The sequence below is a fragment of the Candidatus Pelagibacter sp. PS_41 genome, assembly GCF_059417725.1.
This window is the reverse complement of the sequence record NZ_CM182062.1, coordinates 712,341-735,811: the sequence shown is the minus strand read 5'-3', so window position 1 is coordinate 735,811 and position 23,471 is coordinate 712,341. Positions and strand designations below refer to the sequence as shown.

The 23,471-nt window shown below is 28.8% G+C and carries 26 protein-coding genes; 18 read left to right on the top strand and 8 right to left on the bottom strand.

Annotation, left to right across the window (positions count from 1 at the left end):
* Nucleotides 1-77 precede the first annotated feature (77 nt).
* Nucleotides 78-1,049, top strand: a complete 972-nt coding sequence (locus tag AC5SL8_RS04115; protein WP_494579158.1) for a DeoR family transcriptional regulator — start codon at nt 78-80, stop codon at nt 1,047-1,049.
* A 3-nt stretch (nt 1,050-1,052) separates the two neighbouring features.
* On the opposite strand, the gene AC5SL8_RS04110 is transcribed toward AC5SL8_RS04115, so the two are convergent.
* The 3 genes from AC5SL8_RS04110 to hisI all read right to left on the bottom strand — a co-directional run bounded on the left by AC5SL8_RS04110 (nt 1,053) and on the right by hisI (nt 2,807).
* Nucleotides 1,053-1,901, bottom strand: a complete 849-nt coding sequence (locus AC5SL8_RS04110; RefSeq protein ID WP_494579157.1) for a bile acid:sodium symporter family protein — start codon at nt 1,899-1,901, stop codon at nt 1,053-1,055.
* A 63-nt stretch (nt 1,902-1,964) separates the two neighbouring features.
* Nucleotides 1,965-2,339: a DUF2237 family protein gene (locus tag AC5SL8_RS04105; RefSeq protein ID WP_494579155.1), complete on the bottom strand. Its 375-nt coding sequence runs from the start codon at nt 2,337-2,339 to the stop codon at nt 1,965-1,967.
* Nucleotides 2,340-2,807: a phosphoribosyl-AMP cyclohydrolase gene (gene hisI, locus AC5SL8_RS04100; protein ID WP_271516876.1), complete on the bottom strand. Its 468-nt coding sequence runs from the start codon at nt 2,805-2,807 to the stop codon at nt 2,340-2,342. It abuts the gene before it with no gap.
* A gap of 77 nt (nt 2,808-2,884) precedes the next feature.
* On the opposite strand from hisI, the gene folE reads away from it, so the two are divergent.
* The 3 genes from folE to AC5SL8_RS04085 are packed head-to-tail and all read left to right on the top strand — an operon-like array spanning nt 2,885 to nt 5,405.
* Nucleotides 2,885-3,493, top strand: coding sequence for a GTP cyclohydrolase I FolE (folE, locus tag AC5SL8_RS04095; RefSeq protein ID WP_271516874.1), 609 nt, complete (start codon nt 2,885-2,887; stop codon nt 3,491-3,493).
* Between the two features lie 20 nt (nt 3,494-3,513).
* Nucleotides 3,514-4,515: an oxidoreductase gene (locus tag AC5SL8_RS04090; RefSeq protein WP_494579153.1), complete on the top strand. Its 1,002-nt coding sequence runs from the start codon at nt 3,514-3,516 to the stop codon at nt 4,513-4,515.
* A complete protein-coding gene (locus tag AC5SL8_RS04085; RefSeq protein ID WP_271516865.1) occupies nt 4,515-5,405 on the top strand; it encodes a LysR family transcriptional regulator in 891 nt (296 codons plus the stop codon). The genes AC5SL8_RS04090 and AC5SL8_RS04085 overlap by 1 nt, the downstream gene beginning before the upstream one ends.
* Here AC5SL8_RS04085 and AC5SL8_RS04080 read toward each other — a convergent pair whose 3' ends face one another.
* The gene (locus AC5SL8_RS04080; RefSeq protein WP_494579151.1) at nt 5,406-6,839 is read right to left on the bottom strand and encodes a helix-turn-helix domain-containing protein; all 1,434 of its coding nucleotides are present in this window, start codon (nt 6,837-6,839) and stop codon (nt 5,406-5,408) included.
* Nucleotides 6,840-6,950: 111 nt separating this feature from the next.
* Here AC5SL8_RS04080 and AC5SL8_RS04075 point away from each other — a divergent pair, with 111 nt between their 5' ends.
* From AC5SL8_RS04075 to AC5SL8_RS04030, 10 genes are all read left to right on the top strand, one after another.
* Nucleotides 6,951-7,118: a hypothetical protein gene (locus AC5SL8_RS04075; protein ID WP_494572689.1), complete on the top strand. Its 168-nt coding sequence runs from the start codon at nt 6,951-6,953 to the stop codon at nt 7,116-7,118.
* 65 nt (nt 7,119-7,183) lie between these two features.
* On the top strand, nt 7,184-8,461 hold the full coding sequence (gene aceA, locus AC5SL8_RS04070) for an isocitrate lyase (RefSeq protein WP_271517041.1): 1,278 nt from the start codon (nt 7,184-7,186) through the stop codon (nt 8,459-8,461).
* A 435-nt stretch (nt 8,462-8,896) separates the two neighbouring features.
* Nucleotides 8,897-9,916, top strand: a complete 1,020-nt coding sequence (locus tag AC5SL8_RS04065; RefSeq protein WP_011282242.1) for a Fe(3+) ABC transporter substrate-binding protein — start codon at nt 8,897-8,899, stop codon at nt 9,914-9,916.
* Between the two features lie 74 nt (nt 9,917-9,990).
* Complete coding sequence (locus AC5SL8_RS04060; protein ID WP_271517050.1) at nt 9,991-11,607, top strand: ABC transporter permease; 1,617 nt, start codon at nt 9,991-9,993, stop codon at nt 11,605-11,607.
* 4 nt (nt 11,608-11,611) lie between these two features.
* The gene (locus AC5SL8_RS04055) at nt 11,612-12,670 is read left to right on the top strand and encodes an ABC transporter ATP-binding protein (protein ID WP_494579148.1); all 1,059 of its coding nucleotides are present in this window, start codon (nt 11,612-11,614) and stop codon (nt 12,668-12,670) included.
* 19 nt (nt 12,671-12,689) lie between these two features.
* Nucleotides 12,690-13,388, top strand: coding sequence for an AzlC family ABC transporter permease (locus AC5SL8_RS04050; RefSeq protein ID WP_494579146.1), 699 nt, complete (start codon nt 12,690-12,692; stop codon nt 13,386-13,388).
* On the top strand, nt 13,388-13,705 hold the full coding sequence (locus AC5SL8_RS04045) for an AzlD domain-containing protein (protein WP_271517057.1): 318 nt from the start codon (nt 13,388-13,390) through the stop codon (nt 13,703-13,705). Before AC5SL8_RS04050 ends, AC5SL8_RS04045 begins: the two co-directional genes overlap by 1 nt.
* 22 nt (nt 13,706-13,727) lie before the next feature.
* On the top strand, nt 13,728-14,621 hold the full coding sequence (locus tag AC5SL8_RS04040; RefSeq protein WP_271517060.1) for a DMT family transporter: 894 nt from the start codon (nt 13,728-13,730) through the stop codon (nt 14,619-14,621).
* A gap of 43 nt (nt 14,622-14,664) precedes the next feature.
* Nucleotides 14,665-15,042 (top strand): TlpA family protein disulfide reductase, encoded by a 378-nt coding sequence (locus tag AC5SL8_RS04035; protein WP_494579144.1) that lies wholly within the window; start codon nt 14,665-14,667, stop codon nt 15,040-15,042.
* A gap of 113 nt (nt 15,043-15,155) precedes the next feature.
* Complete coding sequence (locus AC5SL8_RS04030) at nt 15,156-15,578, top strand: SprT-like family protein (RefSeq protein WP_494579142.1); 423 nt, start codon at nt 15,156-15,158, stop codon at nt 15,576-15,578.
* 8 nt (nt 15,579-15,586) lie between these two features.
* Here the strand turns inward: AC5SL8_RS04030 and AC5SL8_RS04025 are convergent, their stop codons facing one another.
* Genes AC5SL8_RS04025 through AC5SL8_RS04015 form a run of 3 tightly spaced genes read right to left on the bottom strand, consistent with a single transcriptional unit; the run spans nt 15,587 to nt 18,910 of the window.
* Complete coding sequence (locus AC5SL8_RS04025; RefSeq protein ID WP_494579141.1) at nt 15,587-16,600, bottom strand: MBL fold metallo-hydrolase; 1,014 nt, start codon at nt 16,598-16,600, stop codon at nt 15,587-15,589.
* A gap of 36 nt (nt 16,601-16,636) precedes the next feature.
* The gene (locus AC5SL8_RS04020; RefSeq protein WP_494579139.1) at nt 16,637-17,956 is read right to left on the bottom strand and encodes an MATE family efflux transporter; all 1,320 of its coding nucleotides are present in this window, start codon (nt 17,954-17,956) and stop codon (nt 16,637-16,639) included.
* Entirely contained in the window at nt 17,957-18,910 is a 954-nt protein-coding gene (locus AC5SL8_RS04015; protein WP_494579137.1) for an ADP-ribosylglycohydrolase family protein, read from the bottom strand.
* A 48-nt stretch (nt 18,911-18,958) separates the two neighbouring features.
* On the opposite strand from AC5SL8_RS04015, the gene AC5SL8_RS04010 reads away from it, so the two are divergent.
* Nucleotides 18,959-19,675: a class I SAM-dependent methyltransferase gene (locus AC5SL8_RS04010; protein ID WP_494579136.1), complete on the top strand. Its 717-nt coding sequence runs from the start codon at nt 18,959-18,961 to the stop codon at nt 19,673-19,675.
* On the opposite strand, the gene AC5SL8_RS04005 is transcribed toward AC5SL8_RS04010, so the two are convergent.
* On the bottom strand, nt 19,672-20,214 hold the full coding sequence (locus AC5SL8_RS04005; RefSeq protein WP_494579134.1) for a cytochrome b: 543 nt from the start codon (nt 20,212-20,214) through the stop codon (nt 19,672-19,674). The genes AC5SL8_RS04010 and AC5SL8_RS04005 overlap by 4 nt on opposite strands.
* A gap of 3 nt (nt 20,215-20,217) precedes the next feature.
* Here AC5SL8_RS04005 and AC5SL8_RS04000 point away from each other — a divergent pair, with 3 nt between their 5' ends.
* From AC5SL8_RS04000 to AC5SL8_RS03990, 3 genes are read left to right on the top strand one after another with little or no spacing between them, the layout of a single operon-like run.
* Nucleotides 20,218-20,661, top strand: coding sequence for a cytochrome c (locus AC5SL8_RS04000; RefSeq protein ID WP_494579133.1), 444 nt, complete (start codon nt 20,218-20,220; stop codon nt 20,659-20,661).
* Between the two features lie 46 nt (nt 20,662-20,707).
* Complete coding sequence (locus AC5SL8_RS03995; protein ID WP_494579131.1) at nt 20,708-23,152, top strand: GcvT family protein; 2,445 nt, start codon at nt 20,708-20,710, stop codon at nt 23,150-23,152.
* Nucleotides 23,153-23,192: 40 nt separating this feature from the next.
* Nucleotides 23,193-23,420 (top strand): hypothetical protein, encoded by a 228-nt coding sequence (locus tag AC5SL8_RS03990; protein ID WP_494579130.1) that lies wholly within the window; start codon nt 23,193-23,195, stop codon nt 23,418-23,420.
* The last annotated feature ends 51 nt before the right edge of the window (nt 23,421-23,471 follow it).

Below are 23,471 nucleotides of genomic sequence, written 5' to 3'. Positions count from 1 at the left end.
TCTTAACAATTTTGTATTTGTTCATTTTGGGTTGACTTTAGAATTAATTATGTTCATTTTGGGTTAAAATATAATTTATGTCTAAATTTTTACCTGAACTATCAAAACAAATTCATAGTGAGGCCATACGAGAAGTAATAGAAAAAAAATATGCTTCGATTATTCCTGTTTGGGCACCATTACAATTAATATGGGTTAATAGTGTTTATAGGACTTTTCATGATTATGAAAAATATATGATCGTCATGTATTTATTGAAGACCACATTTGAAACTTACGCCAAAAATCTTACGACGTTAAATTATGATGAGTATTTTAATCAAAATGAGTTTGAAATAGAAAAAATTAATGTAATGGAAATATCTAAATCCCTAAATATAGCAAAAGAAACAACTAGAAGAAAAATTAATGAATTAGAAAAAACGGGTGTAATAAAAAAAATAAATAAAAAGATTATAATTGACAGAAATACTTGGCCAAATATTAAACCTGCTGATACGCTAAAAAGAATAACAAGATTTTTATCCACTCTTTCAAAAATATGTGTTACTGAAGGGAAAATATCTGAACCGTTCAGCAATGAAATTTTAACAAAAATATGTAAGGAATATTTTTCATTTGTTTGGATACTTTATTATGAAATGCAATTCCCTTTGTTATTAGGTAATAAAAAAATTTTCGGTGACTTGGAAAGTTTTCATGTTAATGGCGTTTGTATAATCAATCAAGCTTTACACTCAAAAAAACATGATAATAATGAAATGAGTAAAGAATTTTACTTAGAAAAGTATATGTGGGGTGACCAAAGAAGTGAAACAGGTGTTAACGCAATGTCTATTTCAGATATAACAGGGATACCAAGAGCTACAGTTATTAGAAAATTAAATAAACTACTAAAAGAAAAATTTTTAAAAGTTGATAACAAAAAACATTATAGTTCAACTGGTCATCATGCACAAAAATTATTAGAGGTACAAAAAATAACCTTAGATCATTTATCTAAATTTACTGCACGTATTTATAATTTATGCTTAACGAAAAATGATTAAATTTTAGCTGCTCTTTTTTACAATATAGACAAAAAACAAAGAAGTTGCCATCATCACTAATGCGTAAGCTGCTGTAGGTACGATATAAACCATCTCATCAAATAATTGGGTTGAAACAAATACAGCCAATGTTCCATTTTGTAAACCACACTCTAGAGATATACATCTTTGTTGCGCAACACCTGATGTAAAAAATTTTGCAACACAAAAACCTACAATCATCATTACAATATTAAGTATTAATGCAATCAAACCAGCCTGCTTTATAAAGCTTGCAATATTATCCCATTCTTCAATATAGATCGCGATAAATACCAAGACAAATAAAGCTATTGAAATTCTCTGAATTAATAAAACATTATTTAAAATTAAATTCTCAGCAAAATGACGAATAATCATTCCTATTAAAACTGGGACAGTAACAACAAAAAACATTTTTAAGGAAATACCAACCATAGAAAATTCTTTTGTAATATAATTGATATTTAATAAATCAATTGAAAGAAAAATAATAAAAGGAACAGATATAATACTAACTAAGCTAATAATTGCTGTTAGCGTTATTGATAAAGCGACGTCTCCATCTGCAAATTTAGTGAGTACATTTGATGTTACACCCCCAGGAGCAGCTGCAATTATCATTACTCCCAATGCAAGCTCAAGCGGAGTGTTTAATAATTTAATAAGAGCGAATGCAATAATTGGAAGAACAAGCATCTGACAAATTAAACCAACTAAAAAATCTTTTGGAAACTTAACTACTCTTGTAAAATCCTTAATTGTTAGACTCATTCCAAGTCCCAACATTATTATAGCTAAACCTAACGGAGCAATTTTTGTGACAATTTCCATTATTTAATTAAATAGTCCATAATGGGTTTTTTTACAAGAAAATGATCTCTCAATTAAAAATAATCAAGATAGATCGATTGCATTTTTTTTTAGAGCTTCTATAGAAACTAGCTTTAAAGTTTTTTCATGTGTTCTTTTTAAATATACAGGACAACTTTTTCCAGCATCAACAGCTCTTGCATACCAACTGGCACAAACACACCAACCATCTCCATCTTTAAGTCCTGGAAAACCAAATTCAGGATGTGGTGTTATTAAATCATTACCAGCTTCTTTGCACCATTCTAAAAATTCAGTTGTAACTTTTGCACAAACAGTATGAACACCATGATCATTTTCATCAGTATTGCAGCAACCATCTCTATACCATCCTGTTAATGGGTTGTTAGAACATTCCTCTAGATCTTCACCTAGAACATTTTTTTGTTTGTCAGCCATTTAAATTTTTGTAGGGTTAGGTTGACCTTTATAGACAATCTCAGGATCAAAAGATTTTTCTTTTTCTTCAAACTTCATCTCAATTTCTCTACCATTGTCGATCGGACCTAGTGGAATTGATCTATAAAAACATGATCTATAACCAACATGACAACTAGCACCATCGCCAATATCAACTGTAATCCAAACTGAGTCTTGATCATCATCAATTCTAATTTCTGTTATTTTTTGAGTATACCCACTAGTTTTGCCTTTGTGCCAAATTTGCTGTCTTGATCTACTAAAATAATGAGCTTCTTTTGTTTCTATAGTCTTCTTTAAAGCTTCAACATTCATATATCCATGCATTAAGATATCTCTAGTTTTTGAACACATTGTAATAACCGGTATTAATCCATCATTATCGAACTTGGGAGATAGATATTTGCCTTCTTCAATTTCTAGGATATTTTCTCTTTTTTTAAACATAATCAGGTTATTATGTAGCATATTACTCAATATATTAAATATTTTAAAAACAATGATTTACTGTATAAACTTGCGTTGTGAAATTAGTTGAAGACATAAATAATAAAGTTTTAGATACCAAGAAAGTTTCTGATAAGGAAGCTGAAGAAGCTTTTAAAACTATTTTAACTTGGATGGGTGAAGATCCTTCTAGAGAAGGTTTACTTGAAACACCCAAAAGAGTTGTTAAAGCATTTAAAGAATATTTTGGTGGATATGCCGAGGATGCAAATAAGATATTAGAAAAAACCTTTGGTGATGTTGAGGGTTATGACGACATGGTTGTTGAAAAAAATATTTCAGTAACTAGTCACTGTGAACATCATATGGCACCAATAGTTGGAACAGCACATGTTGCCTATATTCCAAATGAAAGAGTTGTAGGATTAAGTAAACTTGCAAGAGTTGTAGAAGTCTTTTCAAAAAGATTGCAAACTCAAGAGAGACTTACAATGCAAGTTGCACAAGCTTTAATGACTTCATTAGATGCAAAAGGAGTTGCAGTAACAATTGACGCTGCACATCAATGTATGACAATGAGGGGTATTAAAAAAGAAAATGCAACAACTGTTACAAATTATTTTTTAGGGGAATTTAAAAAAGATTTAAGTATTCAAAATAGATATCTAAGATTTATTAGTAAGTAACTTTCCCAAGGAGGAAAAGTATGTCAGATAATTTTAAAGCATTAATTCTCAATCAAGAAGGTGAAAATTTTACTAGAGAAGTAAAGTCAATTGAGAAATCATTTTTAAAACATGGAGATGTTACTGTTAAAGTAGATTATTCAGATTTAAATTATAAAGATGCGCTTATTTTAAATAATGGTGCAAAACTAGTAAAAGAATTTCCACATATTCCTGGTATTGATTTTGCAGGTACTGTTATAGAAAGTGATAACTCAAAGTTTGTAAAAGGAGATGAGGTAATTCTAACAGGTTGGAGAGTAGGAGAAATTTATTTTGGTGGCTATTCTCAGCTTGCAAAAGTTAACGGTGATTATTTGGTTAAAAAACCAAAAGATGTAACATCTAAACAAGCAATGATTTTAGGCACAGCAGGTCTTACAGCTTTACTATGTTCTTTTGCAATCAAAGCTAGAGAAGAACTTTTATTAGGAGAAAAAGTAAAAGATGTTCTAGTAACCGGTGCATCTGGAGGCGTTGGAAGTATTGCGGTAATGATTTTAAATAAATTTGGTTATGATGTTACGGCTGTTACTGGAAAATCTGAAAATGAAGAATACTTAAGAACGTTAGGTGCAAAAAATATAATAAATAAAGCAGATCTAGATAAAGATCCAAGGCCATTAGATAAAGGGTTATGGGACGGTGTTGTTGATACCGTTGGTGGTAAAATACTTGCTAATGCATTAGCACAAACTAGAGATAATGGAATTGTTGCAGCTTGTGGAAATGCGTCTGATTATAAACTAAATACTACAGTTATGCCTTTTATTATAAGAGGTGTTAAACTTTGGGGAATAAACTCTGTTACAGCATCAATAAAGAGAAGAGAATTTGTTTGGAACGAAGTTAAAAATATTATTGACTTTGAACAATTAGAAAAATCAATAAAGACAATAAGTTTGGTGGATTTAATAGACATATATCCAAAAATGTTAAAAGGTGAAACATCCGGAAGATATATTGTTGATGTAAATAAATAATGGACTGGGATAAATTAAAAATTTTTCATGCAGTTGCAGAAGCTGGAAGCTTTACTAACGCAACAATAAACTTAAACCTTAGTCAGTCTGCAATAAGTAGACAAATTCAATCTTTAGAACAGGATCTAAAAGTACAGCTCTTTGAAAGACACGCAAGAGGTCTTACATTAACTGAAAATGGTGAATATGTGTTTAAAACAGCTCATGATGTAATTAGTAAACTAAAAGAAGTTGAATCTACGTTAGGTGATCAAAAAAATAAACCAACTGGCAAACTAACAATTACAACTGTTAGAAGCTTCGGGACTCACTGGCTAACTCCAAGAATTCAAGAATTTATGACTTTAAATCCAGAAATTGAAATTGAATTAATCTTTGATGATAAGGAACTTGATCTAAGTACTAGACAAGCTGATATTGGAATTTTCATGAGAAGACCTAAGCAGCTTAATTATATTCAAAAAAAATTAGTTGATATTAAGTATTATATTTATGGTTCTTATAAATATTTAGAAAAACATGGGATGCCCAAAACAATTAATGATTTAAACAAACATAGATTTATTTCGTTTGGAAAAGGTGCTCCATCACCAGTATATAATCCTGATTGGGCATTAAAACTTGGTATTAAAGATGGAAAAAAAAGGAAATCTATAATGAAAGTAAATAGTGTTATGGGTCTATTACTTGCTGTTGAAACTGGAGTTGGACTAGCAGCTTTACCAGAATACTTAGTTACAAATTCGACAAATGTAATTAAAGTTCTTCCTAGCTCAGAAGGTCCAATTACCGAAGCACATTTTGTTTATCCGCAATCACTTAAAAATACAGCAAGAATTACAGCATTTAGAAATTTTCTGTTCAGTAAAATTGGTGATTGGAAGTCTTAATTAACTAGACTTATCGTTTACATATACTGAGACGCCTCTAGAATTAATATCTACATCAAATTTTTTATGTAACGGAGGAAAGGCTCTTTGCGAACAATCCAATCTATCACAAGTTCTGCAAGATACACCGATAGGAATTTCAGTAGTTTTATCACTAACATTAATATTTTCAGTGTACACAAAGTCTTTTGCATACTTTGCGTCACAGCCAAGACCAATTGATAATATACTTTTTGATCGACCATATCTTCCAACACCTTTTTCCACAGTTCTTGCGATACAAACATATTTTTCACCATTAGTCATTTTACTAACAGCTGCTTGAATTACACCTGGTCGAGTAAATGCCGAATAAACATTCCATCTAGGACATGCACCACCATATCTTGGTATATCAATTCCTGATAAAGAAAATCTTTTTGAGATATTTCCTGCCATGTCAACTCTAAGCATGTGAAAAGGAATTCCAGGTAATTTTGGATCTTGTAAGCATGTTACACGGTGAGCAACTTGTTCAAAAGAAGTTGCAAATGTATTTTGTAATAGCTCTAAATCATATTTCAATTTTTTACATTCAGTATGAAAAGGTTTGTAAGGCATTAAAATTGCTGCACCACAATAATTTAATAAAGCAACTTTAGTCAATTGTTTTGATTCTTCTGAAGGAAAAGAAAATTTAGATAGATAATTATCAATATCTTTCATTGCACCTTCTTGTGCAATCTGAGCTGCTGCATGAAGTTTTTTTGTCTCCAAAGAACTATAATCACTTAATAAGAGTTCTTTTTTATTTTTATTATAAATTTTAGAAAAAGGCTTTCCCTCTTCTGGTAAAATATCTTTAACTGTAATTGAATATTCTTTATTTAAATATTCACATAAAGAAATATATCGAGTTCTGTTATTTTTTTGAATTTTATCAAAAACTTTATTTGCAAACTCTTCTAATTTTGGAAAATAGTTTTTATGTTCTTGAAGAAAATCAGATATTACTTCTCCTGGAAAAGAGTTTTTTCTATTATCAACTATCTTACCTGATATTTTTTCTATTTTATTAATTAGCTCATGATCTTTCTTTTTAAGAATATCTCCTAATCTCACAAGAGCTCTACCAATCTTAGGATTTGTTCCAACAAGGTCTTTAACTTCAGGACCAAGAATATCTAGGTCTTCAAACAATTTATCATCTAAAATTTCTGAAATAGTATTTTCTAAGTTAACATCTGTTTTTGATGTTAAGTCTGAGAGCTGAATATTTAATTTTTCACAAACCTTAAGCAGCAAATCTCCATCTATTTTTCTTTTTCCGCTTTCAATTAAATTTAAATAACTTGGAGAAATACCCAGATCTTCCGAAAGTTTATTAGCTTGTAGTCCTAACTGTCGTCTAAAAGCCTTTATTTTAGGACCAATTTTTAAATCAATTTGACTCATAATTTCTATTTGTAAATTTTGTAAATTTTAATTTACAACAAATTTCTTTGTTTTACAAGGTTTTTATCGATTTAATTAGATTTTGTAAATTTTGTAAATTATAAAGTTTACATGAACAATAAAAACACAAATAAAAAACAAGAAAATCAAAGAGAAATTAACGAAAACAACAATCAGAATCAATTTAGTCAATCAGGTGTTTACCTAAGAGACGATCATTGTGATTGGGGTTCTAGTGGGATGAATGAATTCACTCAAGAATTTAGTGAAAAAAAATAAATCCTATTACTGTTAATTTAGACACAATTTAATTTTCTTAATACATAATTTAGAAAGACTTACCTATGAGCTCAGAAGCTAAAGTTTCATACGATTTAAAAAGATTTTTAGGAATAAAAAGAGACTACACCCCAGAAGAAGTTGAGAGATTAAGAGGTTCAATTAAAATTGAATATTCTATGTGCAAACACCAATCTAAAAAATTATGGGATTTATTGAATTCAGAAAATTATATTAATACATTGGGTTCACTCTCTGGAAATCATGCTGTCCAACACGCTAAAGCTGGATTAAAAGCAATTTATTTAAGTGGATGGCAAGTAGCAGCTGATGCAAATACTGCTGGCGAAATGTATCCTGATCAGTCTTTATACCCATATGATAGTGCACCAAAATTAGTTGAGTCGATGAACAATGCTCTAATAAGAGCAGATCAAATTCAACATATGGAATTACAAGATGGTGATATGAAATCAAAAGATAGAACAGATTATATGCTACCAATTATTGCAGATGGTGAAGCAGGATTTGGTGGTCCATTAAATGTTTTTGAGTTAACAAAAAAATTCATTAAAGCAGGTGCAGCTGGTGTTCACTTTGAAGATCAATTAGCTAGTGAAAAAAAATGTGGCCATATGGGTGGAAAAGTTTTAGTTCCAACTGGCACTATGATTAAAAACTTAAAAGCTGCAAGACTAGCTGCAGATATTGCAGATGTACCATTAATAATTCTAGCAAGAACAGATGCAAATGCTGCAAAATTAATCACTAATGATTTTGATGAAAATGATAAACCATTTTTAACTGGTGAAAGGTCACCAGAAGGCTTTTATTATGTTAAACATGGAATTGATCAAGCAATCTCAAGGGGTTTAGCTTATGCTCCTTATTCAGATTTAATCTGGTGTGAAACTGCAACACCAAACTTAGAAGAAGCAAAAAAGTTTGCGGATGCAATTCATGAAAAGTTTCCTGGTAAATTGTTGGCTTACAACTGCTCTCCCTCGTTCAATTGGAAAAAACATTTATCAGATGCTGAGATTGCAACATTTCAGCAAAAAATTAGTGAGATGGGATATAAATTCCAGTTTATAACTCTTGCAGGATTTCATACTCAAAATATTGCAATTTTTGAACTTGCTGAAAAATATAAAACAGAAGGAATGACTGCTTATTCTAAAATCCAAGAGCTTGAATTTGCTAGAGAAAAAGATGGTTACACAAGTGTTAAACATCAAAGAGAAGTTGGAACATCTTATTTTGATGCAGTTTCAAATACTATAAGTAGTGGAAAAAGCTCTACAACAGCTATGGCAGGATCAACAGAATCTGAACAGTTTTAATTAGTCTTTAATAAGCTTTCTAAATATGATTATATATTTGGATGTTTATAAGTAGTTTACTTTTAATTATTCTCTATATTTCTCACAGATACATTGTTGCTTGGATTATCTATTACAATAATACAGATGAACGTTTTGGTAATTCTGTATGGCGTTGGTCATATGACTATCAAGTAATTGGAGAAAGAGATGTTTCAGACCTTGATGATAAGCCATTTGTAAGAAAAAGAAGAGTTAGAAACCGGGCTGTCTCAATAATGTACTGCAATTTCTTTATAGGGTTTTATGCATTCATGTCTTTCCTAAGTAATCTGCTTATCCGGATATTAACTTAATTAACCATTGTAAACTGCGTCAATAAATGCGATTGATAATCATTCGCAATGTTAATAATAAGCATTCTAAACTAATCAAGGGTAAAAAATAAAGGAAAAAATGAAAAAAATTATACTTATTATATTAACCTTGAGTTTTTTTAAAAGCATGACATTAGCTAATGAAGTTAATGTTTTTAGTGCAAGACATTACGATTCAGATATCCAGCTTTACAATAAATTTACATCTCAAACTGGAATTAAAGTGAATGTCATATCCGGCAAAGATAAATCTCTTCAAAAAAGAATTATAGAAGAAGGAAAAGATTCAAAAGCTGATCTTTATATTACAGCTGATGCTGGAAAGTTAGGACTTTTCGATTTAAAAGGGATGTTTCAAAACTCTATGTCGCCAGCAATTAAATCTGCAGTACCGGCAAACTTTAGATCTAAAAATTGGACAGGAATAGCTAAAAGAGCACGAATAATTTATTACTCTCCAGAGAGAGTAAGTGACAATGATCTTAATGGATTGACTTATGAAGGTCTTGCTGATCCTAAGTGGAAAGGTAGAATTGTTATAAGACAATCTAATAATATTTATAATCAATCTCTAGTAGCTTCATTAATAGATAATAATGGAAAAGAGAGAACTACTATTTGGGCAGAAAATTTGGTTAAGAATATGGCTAGAGACTCAAAGGGAAATGATAGAGCTCAGATTTTAGCTGTAGCAGCTGGCGAAGCTGATATTGCTGTTGCAAATACTTATTATTACGCACTTATGCTTTCTGGTAGTAAAGGTGCAGAGCAACAAGAGGCTGCAAAAAAAGTATTACCATTTTTCCCAAATCAGGGTGATAGAGGAACACATATGAATATTAGTGGAGGTGGAATATTAAAATATGCTCCAAATAAAGATAACGCAATTAAACTGTTAGAGTTTTTATTAACTAAAGATGCTCAACAACATATTGTTAATAATACGTATGAATATCCAATGATTGAAGGTGTTGAGCCTCATGGATTAATTACACAAATGGGGTTTAATTTTAAACAAGACCTTAAAACTAAAGTAGCTAATTACGGAAAAAATCAAGCTATCGCATTAGAGATAATGCTTAACGCGAAGTGGAAATAAAGAGGTTATAACACAGCGCGCTTTTAATATTAAGTTAATTACCCTGCTTGATGTTATTAGTGCGTTGTTAAAAAATGGGTAATAAGATTAACATTTGGTATTTTAGTTCTTTTGTCATATCCATAATTGTAGCTGTACCCATTATAACTGTATTCAGTAGTTTCTTTGAAACAACTGGAGGCTATGTAACAGTTTTAAAAAATACTTTTCTTTTAGATTATATTTATAATTCATTAATACTTTTGACAGGTGTTTTAACCTTAACTTTTATTATAGGAGTTGGTTGTGCTTATTTAGTTTCATTTTATAAATTTCCTGGTGTTAATTTCTTTAAATGGGCTTTAATCCTATCTTTTGCAGTACCAGCCTATATTTATGCATATTCATTAACTGCTTTTTTTGAAAACTATGGAACGGCTTTTTCAATTTTAAAAAACTTATTGGGCGAGGGAAATTACAACGCTCATATTCCAAAGTTTGATGGAATGTTAGGCGCAATAATTTCAATATCATTTTCGTTATTTGGTTATATTTACGTATTAACTAGAGCATCATTTCATTATCAGTCACAAAACTTAATAGAACTTGGTAAAAACCTTGGCTTTTCTAAGCAAAAATCATTTTTTAAGATAATCTTACCTTCAGCAAGACCTGCAATAGTTGCTGGCCTTTCGTTGGTTGCGATGGAGACCTTATCAGATTTTGGTTCTGTTTCATTTTTTGGAGTGTCGACTTTAACAACAGGTATTTATAATGCATGGATATCTTTTGACGATCTTACTTTAGCAAACAGGTTATCATCTTACTTGTTAATTTTTATACTTGGACTTTTTGTTATAGAAAATCTATCTAGAAAAAAAGCTCAATATCACACATCATCAAAAGGTGGCCATAGAACAAAAACATTAATAAAGCTTAATGGTTATAAATCCTTCTTGGCATTTATTTTTTGTTTTACTATTTTTTTAATCAGTTTTTTATTTCCAGTCACTCAAATGCTTTATTGGACAATTATTTTTCCACAACATCTTGAAAATCTAGATGTCTTTAAACTATTTTTAAACACTATTAATTTAGTAATTATATCTAGCTTTTTTTTAATTATACTAGCTTTTATATCTAACTATGGAAATAGAGTTTCTAAAAGTAAATTACTCCAAATATTAAATATTATATCTATATCTGGATATGCAATCCCAGGAATTATACTGGCAGTAGCTTTTATCACTTTTATTTCATGGATGGATAGCAACATTATTAATTATTTTGAAATGGGTTCAATTAAATCTTTTTTTATTGGATCTACTTTAGGATTAGTTTTAGTTTATTTTATTAGATTTTATTCTTTAGCAAATAATGGAATTAAATCTGGTTATGCCAAGATAAATTATTCTATTGATGAGGGAGCTTATTTATTAGGATATTCGAAATTTAAAACATTTAAAAATATTCATGTACCTTATTTAAAGAACTCAATTTTTCTAGTTTCAATTTTACTTACTATTGAAATTATTAAAGAACTACCAATTACACTTATTTTAAGACCATTTAACTTTGAAACTTTTGCAACTAAAGCCTATCTTTTTGCTTCCCAAGATTTATTGGAGGCTGCAGCTGCGCCTTCTTTAATACTGATAATTATTGCAAGTTTTTTTATTTTAATTACATCTAGGTATATTCTTAAAGAATAAAAATATGAAAAAAAATTTTTTAGAAATTAACAACGTAACTTTTTCAGCAAGTTCTCAAAATAAAATTAATAATGTTTCGTTAACAATTGAAAATCAAGGAGACATTGTTTGTTTACTAGGTCCATCAGGTATTGGAAAAACAACAATACTCAGAACTATTGCAGGTCTTGAAAAAAATAATTCTGGCACAATTACTCTTAAGGATAGAATTCTTTCCTCGAAGGAAATCCAAGTTGAACCAGAAGATAGAAATATAGCAATGGCATTTCAGGATAATTCACTTTTTCCTCATTATAATGTTTTTGATAATATAAAATTTGGTGCAGAGAGAAATAAAAACAAGAAAAAAGGTTTAGAAATCAACGATATTATTAAACTACTTCATATTGAAAATATAAAAGATAAGTTTCCTCATCAAATTAGTTCTGGCGAAGCACAAAGAGCTTCACTTGCTCGATCGTTATTGTCAAATCCCGACCTATTACTTCTAGATGAACCACTTTCAAATGTTGATCAAAACTTTAAAGAAGAAATTCAAGTTAGGTTAAAACAAATTCTTACAGAACAAAAAATCACTACAATTATTGTAACACACGACTCTTACGAGGCTTTTTATTTGGGAAATAAGTGTGGAATTATATTAGATGGTCATTTAAAGCAATATGATGATCCTTATAATATTTACCACTTTCCTAATTCAATTGAAGTTGTTAATTTTTTAAATAGAGGAACTTTGATTGAAGCAAAAGTTACAGGAGAAAATAGTTTAGAAAGTAATGATTTAGGAAAAATTACTGGTGATTTTATAAAACATTATCCAAAAGGTTCTAATGTTAAACTTTTATTACAACCAGAGGATCTTGAGCACGATGACCTAAGTGATTTAAAATTAAAAGTTGTTGATAGAAAATTTAGAGGAACAAACTTTATTTACACACTTAAAACTAGCAGTGATAAGTTAATTTCTGTATTTGTTCATTCCCACCATATTCACCAACACGAAATTGAAGAAAAATTTGGTATAAAGAGACCTATTCATATTGATCATATAGTCTGTTTCTAATACAAAATCCTAAATTAAAATGAATAATAGATTTAAAACATTATCTAAAGGGATTATCGATGTAAGTCCTTTAATGATACCCGTGGTTCCATTTGGAATTATATACGGTGTTATTGGTATGGAGTTGGGTCTGAGTGCGTATATGACATTCGGTATGTCTATTATAATTTTTGGTGGAGCTTCTCAAATTGTTTTATTACAATTATTTTCTGGCGGCGCATCATCATTCGTTACAATCACATCAGTTACTGCAGTAAACTCTAGACATTTACTATATGGTGCGGTTTTTTCTGAATACCTTTTTCACTTAAAACTTAGATGGAAAATTATACTATCCTATGTATTAATTGATCAAGCTTTTGCTGTCTCAAACATTTATTTTAAAAAAAATAAAGAAAATAAATTTAAACACTACCATTTATTAGGAGCTGGTTTTACCTGTTGGACTATTTGGCAGATATCAACAATTTTAGGTATAGTTCTTGGATCAGTAGTACCTGAAGAGTTAGGTTTAAGTTTTACTATTTCTTTAACATTTTTGGCTTTGTTAATTAATGATTTTAGAAAGTATAAAAATATAATTGTAATGTTAGTGTCAGGAATTGTTGCAACTATTGGGTACAATACAATACCATTTCAAGCTTATATTATTGTAGCAACACTATCAGCCTTATTGGTTGCCACCATAATAACATTAATTGAACAGAAGAAAAAATAATGCATTGGACAACAATTATTTATTGTGGAATTTTGACTTACTTAACAAGATTTTCTATGATTTTTTTCTTAAAGAAAGACATCTTAAATGAAAAGACAAAAAAAGTTTTAACTTACGTTCCATCAGCCATTTTTCCAGCAATAATATTTCCTCCTATATTTCTTGATGCCACAGGATCTATAGATATTGATAGTAATCCTAAGATACTGGCAGCTATAATTGCGATAATTATTGGATATTTTAGTAAAAGTATTATTGCAACCATTCTAGTTGGACTTGCCTTTTATTGGTTCTTGATTTTTGTATATTACCAATAAAAAAGCATATAACTAGCGCTTAATGTTCTCAAAAATCAAAATGAATAATGAATTATTAGGCATATTTTATATGCTTTTATGCCAATTTTCTTTCGCAACTAATGATGCTTTTGTTAAGAATATTTATGAACACTACGATGAAATATTTGTTTTAAATCAAATTATTTTTATTAGAGGAATTTTTACATTGCTTTTTATTCTGTTATTTCTTTATTTAAAGAAGCAACTAAATTTAGGTCTAATTTTTAGCTCTAAAGAATTAACGATAAGAGGTTTACTAGAGGCCTTTGCAGCATTATTTTTTTTTATTGGAGTTGCTTTATTGCCATTTGCTAAAGTTTATATTCTATTAAGTATGGCACCAATTTTACTTACAGCATTTGGTGCTATTTTTTTAAATGAAAGAGTTAGATGGAAGAGATGGAGTGCAGTCATCTTAGGCTTTATTGGTGTTGTTATTGTTATAAATCCTGGAAAATTAGAATTTGGATACTATTTTATTTTTCCAATACTAGCTGCAGTAATGCTTTCTATACGTGACATGTATACTAAACAATTTAAGAAAGATTATCATAGTCTACAAACTGCTTTCATGACTTGTTTTGTTGTTACAATTTTTTTTGGTCTTTTAAGTATTTATAAATTTTATGATTTTACTTTAAAAGATGTTTTTATATTATTTATTTCTGCTTTTTTTTTAGCAATGGGATATATTTTTTCAATAGCTACAATTAAAGTTGCACTTGTATCTGTTACATCAACTTTTAGATACTCAGTGATTATATGGGGTATAATTTATGGATATTTTTTATTTGATGAAATTCCATCTTCAAATAGCTATATTGGAGCATTCATAATAATAGTAAGTGGTTTAATTATAATCACTAGACAAAAACAAATTGGAGCTATTAAATAAAACAAATCTTGTTAATCAATTTTGCAAGATATATATTACAAATATGAAAAAAGTATTAATAATAATTTTTACCTTAATATCATTAAAAAGTTTTGCGGTTGATAACAGCACAACATTTAACAATGATATTTTTCAAAAAGCACAATTGGAGGGCAAGATTGTAGTTGTTAATTCTTGGAATGAATTTTGTACTACTTGTAAAGCTCAAATAAAAATATTAGATGAAGCTGAAAAAGAATTTAAGAACATTATTTTTTTAAGTTTTGAGCAAGAAAAAGATAAAGCTATAGCTAAACAACTTGGTATTGATTATTGGACTACAATTGCGATCTATCAAAACAACAAAGAAATCTACCGTAGCATCGGACAGACAAGCAAGGAAAAGATCTACTTAGCTATAAAATCTGCAAGCAACTCATAATAGCTTACAAAAAATACTCAATTTTTAATCATTTTATTATCTTGTAAATTCCTATTTTAGGAATAGATATGCGAACAATAGCCTTTGTTTAAGGTTAATTTACATTAAAAAATATGAAGAAAAAAACAACTAAGGATAATTACATCATTAGAACAAAGAAAAGAATTCTAAGAGATACAGCTGACTGTCAAAAAAAATATATTACAAATTTTAAAGATATTAGAAATTACTTTAAAATTTTCAATAAATCATTGTTCAAAAATGAATTAAACCCCTTTAATGACGTAAAGATTAAAAGAATAGTAAGAGGCTCAGGTCAATGTGTTGAATATATTTCATACAGAAAAGGGACAAATTTTTTTGTACTTGAGATGATGCCAAAGTATAAAAATAAAATGGAATTTCTAAATACTTTATCTCATGAAATGGTTCATTTGTGGCAACAAACGATAAAAAAAGATACTGGTAATCATAATAAATTATTTTTTAGTTTTCGAAATAAATTTAAAAGATTAAATTTGAAGTTGAGTTATTAATAATAATTTTATAATTCCAAACCCTCTTTTTTCCAATTTTTAAGCCCACCTATTAAATGAAAGCAATTAGTAAATTGATAAGATTTAGATAGCTGAACAGCTAGTGTAGATCTGTGGCCATGAGCACAATAAAATAAAATTCTTTTATTCTTGAGCATATCTTTATTTTTATGAAGATATTCATTTATTTCTGGAAAGCGCACTACTAAACTATTTTTAATCATACCCTCTTTATCAATTTCATTTTGTTCTCTAAGATCAATTAGAACAGACTGTTCATCTTTTTTTATTTCATTAAATTTTTCAGGTTCAATACCATTGTTTACTTTTTGTTTATTAAAATTTATTCCTAATTCTAAATTACTGGGAACTGCCACATCCATCATACTAGGATTAGGTAAATTTAAATTATTCATAATTTCAATATATTGATCAGCAGAACTTACTTGCAGTCTTGGATTGAACTTTTTTTCTTCAATTATAGTGCTGACCATTTCTCCTTTATAATCATGAGCTGGATAAACCAATGTTTCGTCTGGAAGTTTTAAAAGCTTATTGAAAATTGAATTGTAAGAATCTCTTGGATTACCATTTTGAAAATCAGTTCTACCTGTGCCCCTAATTAATAAAGTATCACCAGTAAAGACTCTGTCATCCATTAAGAAGCTAAAACTTTCAATTGTGTGGCCAGGTGTGTAAATAGCTTGTAATTCCAAACCATCTATTTGAATTTTTTCTTCATCAGCTACCTGCATTGCAACAACATCAGCAGGAGTTTTGTCGCCCATTACGGTAACACAATTTGTTTTATCTCTTAGTTCTGCAATACCTGAGATATGGTCAGCATGGATGTGGGTATCGATTACTTTTACTAACTTTAAATTTAGTTCATTAAGAAGTTTAATGTATTGTTCAACATTTTCTAGTACAGGATCAATAATAAGTGCTTCCCTTCCTTTTGCGGAAGCAATCAGATACGTAAATGTGCTTGAGGTTTTATCAAATAGTTGTCTAAATAACATTAATCTATAATAGCATCTTATTAGAGCTAGTTGAATTTATTTCCCAGTACGAAATCTTAAATAAATTTTGTCTAGATAATAAAACAAAGATAAGGCCCTTAACACCATGAATAAACTTAAAGATATCCAGACACCCGTATTGCCCATTAACTTTGTTAAATATAAAGACATTAATAAATAAGAAAATACAGAAAAAACCATAGCATTTCGCAGTTCTTTTGTTTGTGATGCACCAATAAATATTCCATCAAACTGATAACAAAATGATGAAATTAAAGGCATAAATATAAGCCATATTGCATAAGATGAACTTAGATTTCTAATACTTTCAATATCAGACATTAATGTAATGACGTAATTGTTAATAAAAAAATAAATTATTGAAATAATTAATCCAGTAAGTGTACTTAAAATAAAAGAGTTTTTAACAATCTTTTTAAACAAGCTTAAATCTTTTTTACCCAAAGAATATCCAACCATACCTTCAGTTGAAAACGCGTAAGCATCAAGAATGAAAGCAGACAAAAAGACTAGGTTAATCAAGATGGCATTTGCAGCAATATAGTCTTCACCAATTTGACTGCCAAGATAAGTGAACCAAAAAAATGAAAAGGTCAACAATATAGTTCTAATAAATATGTTTAGATTAATGTTAAAAATATTTTTAAGTTTATTAAGATCTATTAATTTATTAATGTTAACATTAATTTTAGACATTTTATTTAGATACCAAAATGTATAACCTAGAAAAGTTGTAGATATTAAAAGTGCTGAAAATAAAGTCCCATAAGCAACCCCTTTGATATTTAAATCAAATGCTGAAACTAAAATAATACTGAAAATTATATTTAGAATTGAAAAAAGACCAACGGCCAAACTCGAGGTATTAGTCTTCTGTAATCCAACAAATAAACCAGTTATAATGTAAAGTGTTAATTCACCAGGTGCTGAATAAATTCTTATTTGAAAGTAATCCTGATAAAATTGCTTAGTTGTGTCTGATAAATTAAAAATACCTACACTTAGATTGAATATATGACTTTGTAATAAAATTAAGATCAATGAAATAAGTAAAACAAAAACTAAATTTCGAACAACAATATTAAATATTTCTGAGTAATCTCCTTTACCATAAGCTTGTGAAACTAAACCAACAGTTCCCATTCTTAAAAAACCGAAGCTCCAAAAAATCATCGAAAATAAATTAGCAGCCACTGAAGTTGCTGATAAATATGACAAGTTACCAAGATTACCCATTAAACCAGTATCAATAATGCCAACAAGTGGAATAGCTAAGTTTGCAAAAAAAATCGGTATAGATAACTTTAAAATATATTTAATTGAAGGGTTTTGCATTTAAGCAATAAATTTTAGTATAGATTTGGCAGGATTAGTTTTTTTAATCCAATCTTGAGGAATACCTTTTAAGCCTTTGTGAGCTGCAAAGTAAGCACCAACAAAATTAGCACGAGAACAATTACATCCACCGGCTTTAATTGTTTTAATAACCGCTGTTTTAAAATTTTTAGAAGTAATAATTGCATGTATTGAACCATTAAAAGTGCCTGGATAACTACATGCTTTACCAAATTTCTTTACAACAAAATTGTGAGGTTTTGACTTAATTCTTTTAACTTTTTTGATGTTTTCAATAACATTTTTAAAATATTTATTTTTTATATTTTTTCTTAAAAAACTATTAACTGGATCCCTGTCTCCTTTATCAGCTAAATCAATAATCTTAAGTTTTGCTAAAGCAAATCGCTCACTGATTTTGCCATTAGCAACTGTTCTTATAATTTGTTTTGTTTTTTGGTCAGAATTGTTTGAAAAATAAAAGGGTAGACTTGCACAATAACCATCTGACTCGTTAACTTTAGTCCCACCCGTGATTGTTTTTTTTAGTTTAATATTTTTGATAGTTTCTAAAATATTTTGATGGATCCATGGACCTTTCATGGCTGTTTTCCATTTAATCTTTTTATATTTTTTTCTTAAGGATAAATTTTTCCAATATCTTGAGCCTAGCCCAAAATTTTTGACAATGTTCTTCTTAAAAAGTTTAATGACTTCTTTGTGATTAGTAGTTTTTGTTAATGTTTTAAACATTACTTGACCTACATCGTTGTAACCAGAAACTTCTCCAGTTTTAATAGAATAGAATGGAGATCTATTTTGCCTAAAGAAGGCAATATTCTTTTTTCCATTAATATAAGATTTTAGTTTTTTTTCATCATAGACCCAATGCAAAGGTCGTGATGCTGCATCTGCAACAGTTGCGCCAAGAAATATATGTAACTTTTTAATCATGCCTAACTAATACGTTATTTAAATAAAAGTTAAAATGTTTTAAATTGAATGATGCTAAGGATTAAAAATTGGGACAACAAAACTTGGATTTCTTCTACAAAATATATTCAATCCTTTATTAATTTTTTATTAAAACAAAAGAAACTGACTAAACACTCAAAAATTCTAGATATTGGTTGTGGCCGGGGTAAGATAACGGGCTCATTGTCCTCTAAACTCAAATTAATAAACAAGCCCATTGGACTTGATATTGAAAATCACAAAGATTTTGACAAAAGAATTACTTTTAAAAAAACAAATGCAATTAAATACCTTAAAGATAATAAAAAGAAATTTGATTTAATATTAATTAAACAAACTATTCATTTTTTTAATTTGAAGGATATTAAGAAAGTCTTAACTTACTCATACTCTAGTTTAAAAGTTGGAGGAATTATTTTGATTTTAACTTTAGATACAAAAAATAATGAAATACCTACTTTTTTTTTAATGAAGCAAAAACTTAAGCAATCGTTTAAAAGAGATAATCTTATTTGGAAAAAACTACTTCAACTTGATATTAAAAAAAAGCTCACCAAATTTAATTTTAAGGTTAATATTAAAAAAAGCATTTACTTAAAGATGATAAAACAACGTTATATATCAACTTTATTAAAGTTTAGCTCATTTCAAATTTCCAATGGCATTAAGGAGGTTGATCTTAAATATAAAAAAAATATTTCATTTAACGATAAACTCAAATGTATAATATTTTCAAAAGTTTAAAGAATTCTCTTTAAAATATTTTCTTTTAAAAAAAATTTATGAAACAATACCGCTAAAATATGAAGACTTATTAATCCAATTAGAATGTAGTTTGCCAATATATGAATTGAATAAAACTGCTCAGAAAACTCATAATTATAAGTTAAATTAATTTCTTTAAAAAAAATAACTAAGCTTTCACCATTAAATAGTTTTTTTAAGATACCTGATATGGTTATTGTTAATAAAGCTAAGTATAAAAAAAAGTGGTTCAAATTTGCTAAAATTTTTTGACCAGGAAAAGCATTATCATTAAAATTTGGTGAAGGTGACAATAGTTTAAAGATCAGTCTTATCAGAGTTGCATAAAAAATGATTAATCCAAATAATATATGATAATTTTCTATATCAACTCTAGTTTGATCAAAGTCTAAATCTACCAAATAAAAGCCTAGTGGTATTTGAACTACTAATCCTGCGGCAGTTAGCCAATGGAATAATTTGCTGAGTAATCCATAATTTGATTTATTATTTAATAAAGACATGATTAAATTAAGCATATTATGACAATAATTAAAAATACTTTATTTTTTATCTTTATTTTATTTTATAGTTTTAGTGCTTTTTCTGAACAAACAGTTGAAGAGATTATTAAAGAAAGAAAAACTATTTTTAGTAAAAATTACAAAACTGCCAAAAGAGTCCAAGGTCTTGCTTCTAATGGAAATTTAGATGAAGCAAAAAAACTAATGATTGAAATGAGTGATAATTATACAAGATTATTAGATCTTTTTCCTGAAAACTCAAAAGTAGGATTTAAAACAGAAGCTTTGCCAGCTATTTGGGAAAATAAAGATGAATTTAATTTATTAATGACAAAAGCTTCAAGCAATATGATTGAGTTAACGACTGCTATTGATGAAGCGGAAGATGTGAAAGCAACACTTGGAAAATATATGTGGAGTAGTTGTAAATCTTGTCACTCTAAATTTAGAGCCGAACATTAACATTTAGTTGTTTGTATTTAAAAATTTTAATATTGTTTAAATATAAATGTCTGCTTTATTACCAAAATCATCAAAAGTAGTTGTTATTGGAGGAGGGATTGCAGGTTGTTCGGTCGCCTACCATCTCGCAAAATACGGTTGGAAAGACACTATATTATTAGAAAGAGATCAGTTAACCTCAGGAACTACTTGGCATGCAGCAGGACTTGTGGGTCAATTAGGGGCATCAGCTACCATTACACGGCTTAGAAAATATTCCTTAAATCTTTATAAAGAATTAGAAAAAAAAACTGGATTATCAACTGGATTAAAGCAAAATGGAGCAATCACAATTGCAAGTACACCTGAAAGATTACAAGAATTATTAAGACAAGCAACAGCTGCACAATTATTTGATGTCAATGTTGACAGCGTTAATAAACAAAGAATAAAAGAACTCTATCCTGTTATAAATGATGATGACATTTTAGGTGGAGTGTATATGCCTGAAGATGGTCAGGCAGACCCTATAGGAGTTACTAATGTATTAGCTAAAGCTGCAAAGATGGAAGGGGCTCAAATATTTGAGAAAACTCCGGTTGAAAAAATATTAATTAAAGACAAAAAAATTGTTGGTGTTCAAACTAAATTTGGCAAAATTGATTGTGAATACGTTGTAATTGCAACTGGGATGTGGTCGAGACAAATTGGAGAGGATATTGGTGTAAGTATTCCATTATATCCAAATGAGCACTTTTATATAATCACAGAACCACTAGATAAATTGCCTAAAAACTTACCAGTTTTAAGAGACTATAATTCTTGTCTTTATTTAAAAGAAGATGCTGGGAAAATGTTAGTTGGAATATTTGAACCCAATGCAAAACCTGCTTTTAAGGATAAAGGGGTGGTGCCACAGGACTTTTCATTTGGGGAGTTTCCAGATGACCTTGATCACTTTGAACCTTATCTAGAAAAATCATTTCAAAGGTTACCCATATTAGAAACTGCTGGTATTAGGAAATTTTTTTCAGGACCTGAATCTTTTACACCTGATACACAATACCTTTTAGGAGAAACACCAGAAGTGAATAATCTTTTTACTTGTTGTGGATTTAATAGCATAGGCATAGCAAGCTCAGGGGGTGCGGGTAGAGTTACAGCTGAATGGATGATTAATGGATATATGAATGAAGACTTATTTTCACTTGATATTAAAAGATTTCAAAAATTTCATTCATCTAAAAAATTTATTATGGAAAGAGTAACAGAAACGCTTGGTGACTTATATGGGATGCACTGGCCTTACAAACAGCATAACACTTCAAGAAATCAAAGACTAATACCGTATCATGAGGAATTAAAAAAAGAGGGAGCGTGCTTTGGTGTATCAGGTGAGTACGAAAGACCTATGTGGTACGCAAGAAATAAAGAAAGAGCAGAATACAAATATAGTTTTGACTATCAAAATTGGTATCCTGCAGTTGAATTTGAAACTAAAAATACAGTTACTAATGTTGGTCTGTTTGAGCTCTCTCCTTTTTCAAAATATGAAATAAAAGGAGAGCAAGCACATAGTGAATTGCAAAGAATATGTACAGCAAATATTAAAAACGAAATAGGAAGAGCAACTTACACACAAATGTTAAATGAGTCAGGAGGTATTGAAACTGATTTAACTGTTATTTGTATTGATAAAGATTGTTTTAGAATAATAAGTTCAGCTGCAACAAGAACTCATGATAAGGCACATATTTTAAAACATTTATCACCAACTTTAGAATTAAAAGATATTACAGATGAACTAGTTTGTCTTGGAGTTTTTGGACCGAAAAGTAGAAACTTAATTACAAAAATCTCAAAAGATGATTTTAGTAATAAAACATTTAAATTTGGTTATGGAAAATTTATAACAATTAATTCAAAAAAAGTTTGGGCTCAACGATTATCTTATGTGGGTGAATTAGGTTTTGAACTTTATATAGAAAATAAAGATGCTAAAGAAATTTATCAATTAATTATTGAAGAAGGAAAAAATCATAATTTATCACATTGTGGTTCTCATGCAATGGATATCATGAGAATGGAGAGTGGATTTTTACATTGGGGGCATGATATTTCCCCAGAAGAAAATCAATATCAAGCAGGATTGAATTTTGCTATTAGCTATAAAAAAAAAACCAGCTTTGTTGGTAAAGAAAGTTTATTGAAAATAAAAGATCAAGAACAATTCAGAAGATTTATTATGTTGTCCTTGAAAGATAGTAAGCCGGGTTATCCTTTATTACTTCATGAAGAGCCAATTTATTTAAAAGATGAAATTATTGGCAGAACAACTTCAGGTAATTATTCTTTTAATTTTAAAAAAAACCTGTCCTTTGGATATGTAACCTCAAACCATACTAATGAAGAGCTTTCTAAAATGGATCTATATATTGAGGTTGCTAAACAAAAATACCCAGCCATGGTAGAGATTACTCCTCTTAAAGATAAAAGTTCTAGATTTTTATAATTTTAGTTGCTGGGTTAAATAATTGATGTTTTAATGAATTATGCAAAAGTTCTATTTTCACGACAATAAACATATCAGTGAAAAAAATGATCAAAAAAAAGCTATTTCAGTTGAACAAATTAACCAAAAGAGAAGAGTTGATATCAATAAATTATTGAACAGAGTAAGAATTGAGAAGAAAAATGAAAATAAAAGAAAAATTATTTTTTATAGTTCAGTAATTTTATCTTTAGGTCTTTTTTCAACTCTTTTAACAATCATAAAATAAATACACGGATCAAAAGTTGATTGATCTAAATTAAAAACCTATTATAAATCA